Below are 9,953 nucleotides of genomic sequence, written 5' to 3'. Positions count from 1 at the left end.
CGTGGTGATGCGGCGGGCGAAGCGGTGGGCCTTGAGGATGTTCATGGTGGACTTGTTGATCAGGCTGCGCCCGTGGATGCTCGTGACCACGTTGTTCTCTCGGTACAGGCGCCCGATGAGCGGGATCATCGCCTCGGCCAGCGCCTCACGTTCCAGCCACGTCTCATGCGACCCGGCATCAGTCCCGGTATCGGCTCCGGCGTGGTTCTCGGTCCTGTCGTACTGCAAGGCGGCGTCCTTTCGGGCACCGGGGCACCCCGATGCAAAACTCATCCAATCCGACACCGAGGTAGGAATAGCGCCAGGCGCTGTCGGTTCGATGTTCGGCTAGGTTTTGATTGTTCAAGCGCCAGGGCTACGAGGAAAACATGAATCTGCGTCGTGTTCTCCGTGCCTTGGCGTTGATGCAAGGCTCACGGGCCATGCTGATGGTTAGCTGGCGTACGGGTCGGCGATCCCGATGTATTGGGTGTAGAGGTATTCCTCGATGCCTTCACTCCCGCCTTCTCTGCCGAGTCCTGATTGCTTGATCCCGCCGAAGGGCGCGGCGGCGTTGGAGATGACACCGGCGTTCAGCCCGAGCATCCCCGTTTCGAGCTGTTCGCCCATTCGGATGCCCCTGTTTAGGTCCCGCGTGTAGACGTAGGCGACGAGTCCGTACTCGGTCTTGTTGGCGAGCCGTACGGCGTCAGCTTCGTCATGGAAGGTGATGATCGGGGCGACGGGTCCGAAAATTTCCTCGGAGAAGAGCCGGGCACTTTCGGTGACGCCGGTGAGGAGGGTGGGCTGGTAGAAGTAGCCGGGCCCGTCTTCGGGTGCGCCGCCGACCAGGGCGGTGGCCCCGGCGGACACGGCGTCCGTGACGAGTTCGTGCACTTTGTCCCTGCTCTTGGCGTCGATCAACGGGCCGACCTTGGACGTTTCCTCCGTGCCCCGGGCCGTCGTCATCGTCGCCATCCTGGCGGCGAACTTCTCCGAGAACTCCTCGGCCACGGATTCATGGACGATGAAGCGGTTGGCTGCGGTGCAGGCTTCCCCCATGTTCCGGAGCTTGGCGAGCATGGCACCATTGACGGCGGCATCGAGATCAGCATCGTCGAACACCACGAAGGGTGCGTTGCCGCCCAGTTCCATTGAGGTGCGCAGCACGGTTTCGGACGCATCAGCGAGCAGACGGCGTCCGACCTCGGTGGATCCGGTGAAGGACAGCTTCCGTAGCCGGCTGTCCTTGATCAGGGGCCCGGTGGTGGCGCCGGCACTGGTGGAGGAGATGACGTTCAGGACCCCGGCGGGCAGGCCGGCTTCCAGCATGACGGCGGCGAAGAGCTGGGAGGTCAGGGGGGTGAGACGGGCGGGTTTGAGGATCATGGTGCACCCGGCGGCCACAGCAGGGGCAATTTTGCGGGTGGCCATGGCAAGGGGGAAGTTCCATGGAGTGATGAGCAGGCACGGTCCTACTGGCTTCTTTGTCACCAGGAGACGGGATTTGCCATCCGGGGACACGGAGTAGCGGCCTGATACGCGTACCGCTTCCTCGGAGAACCAGCGCAGGAATTCGGCGGCATAGGTCACCTCACCGCGGGCCTCGGCCAGTGGTTTGCCCATCTCCATGGTCATGAGCAGCGCGAAGTCCTCGGCACGGGCGGTCACCAGGTCAAAGGCCCGGCGCAGGATCTCCCCCCGCTCACGGGCCGGGACCTTGGCCCAGGAGGCTTGGGCTGTGGCGGCAGCGTCTAGGGCCGCTGCCCCGTCCTCAGCTCCGGCGTCGGCGATACTCATCAGGACTCTCCCGGTGGCGGGGTCTTCGACGTCGAAGGTTTTGCCTGAGGTGGCGGGCCGCCATTGCCCGTCGATGAGCAGCCCGGTGGGCACGGTGTCCAGCAGATCGAGTTCTGTCATTGCTGCGATAGTCATACTTTTCTTCCATCCGGTGAGAGTGCTCAAGAATGAGCGGGAGTGGGGCGTTGAGCAGGGTGGATACGGCGTTTAACCAAATGTGTGGGTGCCGGCCCGGACAGGAGTCTTAGTAGGCCCTGACGCGCTGTTCGACGACGAGGTGGATGAGGGCGAACACGTGATCCTCATCGATGGCTTTCAGCGCTGCGGTGACGGCGGTTGGTATGTCCTGGTCCTGTTCGACTTTGACGCCGAATCCTCCGAAGGCCTGTGCCATGAGGGCGAATTCGGGGTTTTTTAGCTGAGTCCCGGAGATTCGCTGCGGATAGTGACGTTCCTGATGGGTGCGGATGGTGCCGTATTCCTGGTTGTCCATCACGATCACTAGGGGGGTGGCCCCATACTGGGTCGCTGTTGCCAGTTCCTGGCCATTCATGAGGAACTCTCCATCACCGGCGATGGTGACCACGCGCCGACCGGGATGGGCGAGGGATGCTGCGATCGCAGAGGGCACGGAGTAGCCCATGGAGCCGTTGCGTGCGCTGATCATCGACGCGTAGCCCCGTGTGGGGAAGTACCGGTGGGCCCAATTCGTGTGCTCACCGGCGCCGAGGGTCACCATCGCATCCACAGGCAAGGTAGGTACCAGGTTCGCCATGAGGGTGTCCATCCGTGCAGGCCCGGCGACCGGAATAGGTTCGGGCAGGGCAGCGAAGGATTCCTGTTCACCACGCATCCGTGCGGTCCAGGCCTGCCATTCGTCCTTGACGGGGAGCTGGAGTTTGACGAGGTCCCGGACGAAGACGTCCGGTTTGGCGACGATCTGGTAGGACACGGGGCCGGAGCGGCCGCGAAGGGACGAATCGATGGTGACCAGGAAGTTCTTCTTGTTCCAGTCCTGCCGGCATAGGAATCCATCGGTGATGACATCGCCGGGAACGGTGCCGACGAAGACCAACAGGTCCGTTTCCTCAAACAGGTCATAGGTCGGCCGGGGCCGGCCATAGCCGATCGGGCCGACGTAGGACGGGGAATCGGACGGGACGGTGCCCTGGGTGCGCCATTCGGCAGCGGCCGGGATGTGGTGTTCTTCCAGCCAGGCCGTGAACTGGTCGGCGCCGTCCTGCGTCCAGTCATTGCCGCCGGTCACGAACAAGGGCTTAGTGGAGACTGCCAGGGCTGCAGCGAGGGCATCGGAATCCGTGGTCGTCATGCCACCGGTCGCTACCGGGATCCGCGGGTGAAGCGTTGAATCGATCTGCTTACGGATGACGTCTTCGGGTAGGCCGATGACGACCGGGCCGGGCCGGCCGCTCATGGCGGCGAAGAAGGCCTCGGCGACGATTTCGGAAGCACGCTCGGCGTGATCCAGGACCATGACGCGCTTGGCTCCAGTGTCGAACCAGGCTTTGATGTCGAACTCCTGAAACGCTTCGCGATCCCGGTGCGCGAAGGGAATCAGCCCGACGAAGAGGATCATTGGGGTGGAGTCCTGCCAGGCAGTGTGCAGGCCCACGTGGGCGTTGGCCGCTCCAGGGCCGCGGGTGACCATCGCGATGCCCGGTAGCTGGTTCATCTTGCCATCGGCTTCTGCCATGTAGGTAGCGCCGCCCTCATGCCGGCACACGATCGTCTCGATATCGGAGTCGTGCAGGCCATCCAGCACATCCAGGAAACTCTCGCCCGGAACGACATGGGCACGTTTAATTCCGTGCGCAACGAGGGAGTCCACGATGACGTGCCCCGCGGATTTCAGTGTGTCCTTCGGATTGCTCTCTGCTGTCATGGAAAGTACGGGCAGGGTTTGGGTCATTAGTGCGCACCTCTGTGGTTGATCGATGAATTAGGTAGTTGCTGATGTTTGCGCGATTTCCATGCCGGCATTCAGGTATGCTTCCTGCGCCCTGCTGCCGATGAGATAACGCATCAGTGCCTGGTTCTCAGGGCGCACGGCACCTGCCCTGCCCAGCACGGCAGAAAATTCTGTGATTTGTTGAACTTCGTCGGGAAGGGGGCCGACGATTGTGGCGTCGGGAACAGACCGATGCTCACTGAGGAGCTGGACGGCGATGTCCGCCCTGCCGTCGACGACGGCTTCAGCGGTGAACCCTGTGTCAATGATGGTGGCCCTTGCGTTCACCTGTTCTGCGATGCCGAGGCGTTGAAGGAGCCCGGCGAAGTACACCCCGCTTGCTCCTGAGCGTGAATATGCCACGGAACGCGCGCCGGTAAGGGCCAGGGTGAGTGCCTTCACCGTCGAAATATCAGGGCACGGCAATTCTGCTCCGACGGCGATGCCGACGCGGACTGTTGCTACAGAGACGCGGGTAGACAGGTCAACAACCCCCGTCGGCCCTAGAGGTTCCAGTTGATGAGTCACTCCAATCAGAACATCGGGACGAGCACCGGCTGCGATGCGCGCGAGGAGCAGGTTGGTCGGTTCGTACACCGTGTCAACGGCGATGCCCGTCTCATGGGTGAAAGCAACCCGGACGACACCATCCAGCGCCTTTTTCACAGCGAGGGTACTGAAGAGAGAAACCGGCCGCTGGGTCGATAAGTTCTGCATTCAAGGAATCCAATCGGGTGGGCGTAACGAGAGAAGTGACGGACGGCGAGCTGAGGGCGCGTAGCTGATGACGCGGCAGACGAGCGAAGATGTCACGTGCGGACGCCTCAAGGTTCCGATCCTTTGAGCCTCTAGTGGGGGGACGGGTAACCAGGCTTGAGCTTCCCCTAATAATGGCTCTACCGATCCCACGACTGTCTTCCTTCTTTGCTCGCATTCCAGCCTCCTTGTTGAAGAAAGTGGTCCTTCACCCTGTCTGTGCCACAGATTTGTCGTGAGGAGCTCGCTCAGGTCGGTGCCCGGTCAGACGTCCTTGTTCGGGTTCGGTTCTGATGTGGGGGTGATGTGGACTGAGGTCATTTCGGTCGTCGCAGGTTGCTTTTTGTGGTGCCCCCGCATTTTGAGGCCGAGGAGGTGGACGACGACCCCGACGGCGATGATGGCCGCGCCGATGCCGATGTACATGGGCTCCATGACGAGCATCGGCAGCGATCCCAGCCCCAGCAGGATCCGCTCGGGCCAGCGGGCCGGGCCGAACAGCCAGGCTCCGGTGGCGACGGCGAGGGCGCCGACGGCCAGGAGCGAGACGGCGAAGGCCAGCGCGACGGTGCCGATGCCGCCCTGCAGCAGCAGTCCCACGCCCGGACCGGAGAGCACGAAGATGAACGGTACGAGGAAGGCCGAGAGGGTGTAGCGCCAGGTGAGCCACATGGTCTGGATCGGTTTGCCGCCGGTGATGGCTGATGCGGCGAAGGGGGAGAGCGCCGTGGGAGGTGAGACCTCACTGAGCACGGAGTAGTAGAAGATGAACATCGCTGCGGCGAACGCGGGGACGCCCACGTCCTGCAGGGCGGGACCGATGATGACCCACGAGATGATGAAGCTCGCCGTCACGGGGACCGCCAGTCCCAGCAGGATCACCGAGATCGCCGAGAAGATGGCCGTCAGGAGCAGGCTGCCGCCGGCGAAGTCCACGATGATGTTGGCGAGCTTCAGGCCCAGGCCGGTCAGGGTCATGACGCCGACGATCAGTCCTGCTGCGGCCATGACGGGGATGACCGACAGCGCACCGGTGGCACCGGTGGCCAGCGCGTCGAAGATGCGTCGGGGGGTCATCCAGGAGGCGCGGTCGAGGAAGCTGAGCACGAACGCGAGGATCGTGGCGTACACGACGGCGCGGAAGGGGGTCATGCCCATGGCCATGAACACGACGATGGCGGCGAGGGAGCTGAAGTGGTAGCCGAAGCGCAGGAGGAGCTTGCCCACCGGCTTGACGTCGAAGTCCACGGCCCTGGTCTTGAAGCGGCGTGCATCCATCTCGATGGCCAGGATGATGCCGAAGTAGTAGAGCACGGTGGGGATGGTGGCCCAGATGAGGACCTGGAGGTAGGAGACGCCGAGGAGCGCGGCGATGATGAAGGCGGCCGCTCCCAGGGTGGGAGGGGACATGATGGCACCGATGCCGGCGGCAGCGAGGATGGCACCGCCGTGTTCCTTCGGGTAGCCGGCCTTGCGGAGCAGCGGCCAGGAGATACCACCGAGGGTGACGGTCGTCGCGACTCCCGAGCCCGAGACCGTGCCGAGGAGGAATCCCGCGAGAGTCACCGTGCGGCCGGGCCCGGATTTGGACTGGCCGAAGGCCGAGAAGGAGAGATCGATGAAGAACTTGGTGGCCCCGGATGCCCCGAGGACCGCCCCGTAGATGGTGAACAGGATGATGTAGGTCGCTGCCACGTCGGTGGGGACACCGAAGAGCCCCTGCGTGCCCATGACGTTGTGGCCCACGAGGCGGATCCAGTTGAAGGACGAGGTGTTGAACGGAGCGGGGACGAGGGAGCCGAAGGAGGCGTAGGCGAAGAAGCCCACGACCACCAGCGGCACGAGGATCCCGACGGTCCTGCGTGATGCCTCCAGGGTCACGAGGATGGCGATCACGCCCATGGCCAGGTCGAGGTAGGTGGGAGTGATCGCGCGCCGGAAGAAGCCGTCCCAGTCGGAGACGATGTAGAGGAAGGGCACGAGCGCCACGATCGCGAGAGCCCAGTCGGCGATGCCCGGGTTGTCCCCCGACCTCTTCGCCTTCGAGGCTTCCGATCGTCCCCAGCCCCGGTAGACGAGGAACGTCAGGGACAGGCCGATCCCGAGGAACAGCGGGAGGTAGAACTGGGTGGGCATCGGATTGAAGACCCAGTAGAGGGCCAGCAGCGAGAGCCCTGCACCGGCGATCTTGATCAGCAGGCCCGGGAGTCCGCTCAGGTGCCGCGCGGGCTTCTCCGCCTCGAACTCGGCGATCAGTGCTTCCTCGTCGATGACGTCTTCCCGCTCGAGGGGGCTGACCGGCTCGTCCTCCTTCAGCCTCGCACGGTCCGCCTGCTCGTCCGGCATGGACGCCTTGTGCCTGGGGGCTGGGGCGGAGGTGTGCGCCTTCACGGCGCCGTTGCCGTCTGGTCGCTCGGTCATGGTGTCTCCTTGAGATGTAACTCAACGAACGGGTTGTTGTCGTCGACGAGGCTCCACAGTTCGAGGGGTGGAGCGCCGTCCACGTGCAGGGTGCGCTGTCCGAGGTCGGTCGCCGCGATCGAGAGCTCCTCGAACACGGCGGGCCGCGCCGGGTCCGGTTCCACGACCCATTCCCGGCGATCGGACTCCGCGGCAGCCGACGGGACGCCGGGCACGGCGTAGTACTCCTCCAGCACCGCGAGCTGGTCGGCCGCGATCTGGTCCAGCACGAAGGTGCCGTCGGGGCCGAGGGTGTAGCGTTCCTCGGCCCGGGTGCCGTACAGCGAATTGCGGTAACTCACGGAGAAGCCGGATCCGGTGAGCGGTACGCTCGCCAGCTCGCCGTCGTCGATGCTAATCACAACGGACCCTAATGGGGCAGATGCACCCGACTCGCTGGGGGACCCAATGGATCCTTTGGTCAATCCAGGCGCAGCCGATGGCAGCAGGACAGCAATGATCAGACAGCCGACGGCGGCAAGTGATGGACGCATTAGGTGCTATTGCTCATCGAAGTAAACCTGGGCGCCGGGGCACGTCTGAATGAAGGGGACATCTCCGGCGATGCTGGCGTCCATCTCCTCGGCAGACGGGTGCACCTGGATGAGGGCCTCCTCGTTGTCGAAGATCGCCCGGGTAATGTCCTGCTGGAGCTGCTCGTCCATGGTGGGACTGACAACCAAGATATTCGGGGACGCGATCGCCGCAACAGCTTCGGTCTGGCCCTCGTAGGTGTTGGCGGGGATGTCCGCCGCGACGTAGTAGTCCCCGTACTCGGACGCCAGGGGCTCGGCGTACTCACCGATGGGCAGAAGCTTCATATCACCATCACTGGCAAGATCGATCAACGCGCCCGTGGGAAGCCCGCCGGACCAGAACCCGGCATCGATGGTGCCGTCCCGCAGCGCGGCAACGGTTTCAGCGGCGCCGAGCTGGCGGCGTTCCACTCCGGTCTCGGGGTCGATCCCCGCGGCCTCGAGGATACGCAGCGCTCCGACCTCGGTAGCTCCACCCGGCGCGCCAACGGAAATCACTTTCCCCTGCATGTCCTCCACTGATTCGATCCCGGTTCCGTCGACAGTGACGACCTGCATGAAGTTGTTGTAGATGTTGCCGAGCGAACAGATCTCCAACGGGCTGCCCTCGAACTCACCGACGCCCTCGACGGCGTCGGACACCACATCGCCCACCCCGAAGGCAATCTGAGCTGATCCGTTTTCGATAAGGCGCATGTTGTCCGCGGAGGCATTGGTCTCCTGCACAGTAGCGTCGTAGCCCTCGATGTTGTCGCGGATCACGGTCGCGATTCCGCCGCCCAGGGGGTAGTAGACGCCGCCGGTGCCGCCCGTCGCTATGGAGAGCGAGCCGCCAACGCCCGCATCAGCCCCGCCCCCGCCGCCCGTGGTGGGCTCCGGGCTACCGCACGCTGAAATGAACAGCACAGGGGCAATCAGTGCTGCAGTGCACAAAAGCTTTCGGTTGGTTGCTGGGGTGACCATCAGTTTCTCCCTTGGGTCTATGTTCGAATTTTTTGAATCGTGTAGCTGGAGCGACGGCTTCGCCTGTGATGCCGGCTCGAATCAGTGGTGCGTCGTGTCCCGGAGCTCCTGGCCATGGAGGCAACCAGCAGCTCTGGCTCGGATACCTTTTCGCTGAATGCAGTGATCAGGTCTCGATTGACTGGCGGGAACACCCGACCTGGCAATGACGTCGACCTTCCCAGCCACGGGGGCAGGGCCTAGTTCGTCCGATTAGTACGAGCTGCAAAGTGCAAGATCATGGAAATCTCAGCTGGGCTAGGTGAGGTTGGGCTACTGCGCGTAGCGACCTGCCAGGGGGTGGGCCTACCAGCCATGGGTGCGTGCTCCAAGCTTCATCGATTGGGAAATGCATTGCAGGACTCGAGCTGCAGGACAGGGCGGCGGTGCCAAGCCCATCGGGTGATGCAGATCACGAGGTGTACAGATAAAGTACTATCACCCGTTGGTCAAGTCAACAGGCCCCGTCATGACGGTACACGTTGCTACGATTGTCTTTCTATTGTACTTTTAGTGTTGGAAGGGAGCGAGTGATGAAGCTTGCAATTATTGGTTGCGGAGAGGTCGGACGGCTCTATGCAGCCGCTGCCGCCCCGCACTTCGAACTGGTCCTCTGTGATGCCTACCCGTCGGCCCCGGCCAAGGAGCTGGCAGAACGCCTCGGTGTGGAACTCAAGAGTTCCATGGGTCCGTGGCTGGCCGACATGGATCGGGTCTGGGCCTGCGTCACCGGTGATGTGGCGGTGTCCGTGGCCGAGCAGGCCGCCGGCCACCTCCGGGAGGGCGCGCTTTACGCGGATCTCAGCACGGCGAACTCGGCCGACAAGCGGACAGCAGCAGGGCTGTTGGAAGCCCAATCTGCCGGATACGTCGACATCGCTATCATGGGCGCGGTAGGACTGACCGGCGTCCGGACGAATTTGCTCGCAGCGGGCCGGGACGCTGCATCCGCCGTAACCGACTTCAGTCAATTGGGCGCTCCGATCAGGGCATTGGAGGATGCTGCTGCCGGAGACGCCATTGCCCTCAAACTTCTCAGAACCGTGCTGACCAAGGGACTTGAGGCACTGGGCGTCGAAGCGCTCGTTGCAGCCGAAAGTCAGGGCGTGCGCCAGGAGTTGTACCGGGTACTCGAGGACATCGATACCGAGGGGTTCACAAACTTCCTCAATGCCGTTGTTCGCACCCACGTCCTTCATGCTGAACGCCGCTTCCATGAGGTCGACCGCGCTATCGCACAACTCGACGAAGCGAACCTGCCTTCATCGGTCCTGGCCGGTTCACGCGAACGCTATGAACAGACCGTCCAGGCGCTCAGTGACACCCCGCCCCCACAGGGCACAGCAGAAAACATCGACTCCGCGGTGACCTGGTTGCTCGAATCCTCAAAAGCAGCCGCCAAACAGCACTAGAGCGTCCCACTACGGGACGCGCACCAATCAAAGGACAAA

Annotated in this window: 7 protein-coding genes and 1 pseudogene; 1 reads left to right on the top strand and 7 read right to left on the bottom strand. The window is 63.4% G+C overall.

Annotated features, from left to right (window positions below; all coding sequences use genetic code 11):
* The 7 genes and pseudogenes from CI785_RS01080 to CI785_RS01050 all read right to left on the bottom strand — a co-directional run.
* Positions 1–156: pseudogene (locus CI785_RS01080) on the bottom strand (glyceraldehyde-3-phosphate dehydrogenase); the annotation flags it as partial.
* A 276-nt stretch (positions 157–432) separates the two neighbouring features.
* Entirely contained in the window at positions 433–1,899 is a 1,467-nt protein-coding gene (locus CI785_RS01075; protein WP_240614931.1) for an NAD-dependent succinate-semialdehyde dehydrogenase, read from the bottom strand.
* A 124-nt stretch (positions 1,900–2,023) separates the two neighbouring features.
* Positions 2,024–3,709, bottom strand: coding sequence for a thiamine pyrophosphate-dependent enzyme (locus CI785_RS01070; protein ID WP_105030256.1), 1,686 nt, complete (start codon positions 3,707–3,709; stop codon positions 2,024–2,026).
* A gap of 30 nt (positions 3,710–3,739) precedes the next feature.
* Entirely contained in the window at positions 3,740–4,465 is a 726-nt protein-coding gene (locus tag CI785_RS01065; protein WP_105030255.1) for a substrate-binding domain-containing protein, read from the bottom strand.
* Between the two features lie 303 nt (positions 4,466–4,768).
* The gene (locus tag CI785_RS01060; protein WP_105030254.1) at positions 4,769–6,925 is read right to left on the bottom strand and encodes a TRAP transporter permease; all 2,157 of its coding nucleotides are present in this window, start codon (positions 6,923–6,925) and stop codon (positions 4,769–4,771) included.
* Positions 6,922–7,326 (bottom strand): hypothetical protein, encoded by a 405-nt coding sequence (locus CI785_RS01055; RefSeq protein WP_105030253.1) that lies wholly within the window; start codon positions 7,324–7,326, stop codon positions 6,922–6,924. Before CI785_RS01055 ends, CI785_RS01060 begins: the two co-directional genes overlap by 4 nt.
* A gap of 138 nt (positions 7,327–7,464) precedes the next feature.
* The gene (locus CI785_RS01050; RefSeq protein WP_105030252.1) at positions 7,465–8,463 is read right to left on the bottom strand and encodes a TAXI family TRAP transporter solute-binding subunit; all 999 of its coding nucleotides are present in this window, start codon (positions 8,461–8,463) and stop codon (positions 7,465–7,467) included.
* Between the two features lie 572 nt (positions 8,464–9,035).
* Here CI785_RS01050 and CI785_RS01045 point away from each other — a divergent pair.
* Positions 9,036–9,914 (top strand): DUF1932 domain-containing protein, encoded by an 879-nt coding sequence (locus CI785_RS01045; protein WP_105030251.1) that lies wholly within the window; start codon positions 9,036–9,038, stop codon positions 9,912–9,914.
* The last annotated feature ends 39 nt before the right edge of the window (positions 9,915–9,953 follow it).

Source organism: Arthrobacter ruber (assembly GCF_002954225.1).
Lineage (GTDB): Bacteria > Actinomycetota > Actinomycetes > Actinomycetales > Micrococcaceae > Arthrobacter_D > Arthrobacter_D ruber.
The sequence above is the reverse complement of the archived record's forward strand: the minus strand, read 5'-3'. Positions and strand labels throughout refer to the sequence as shown.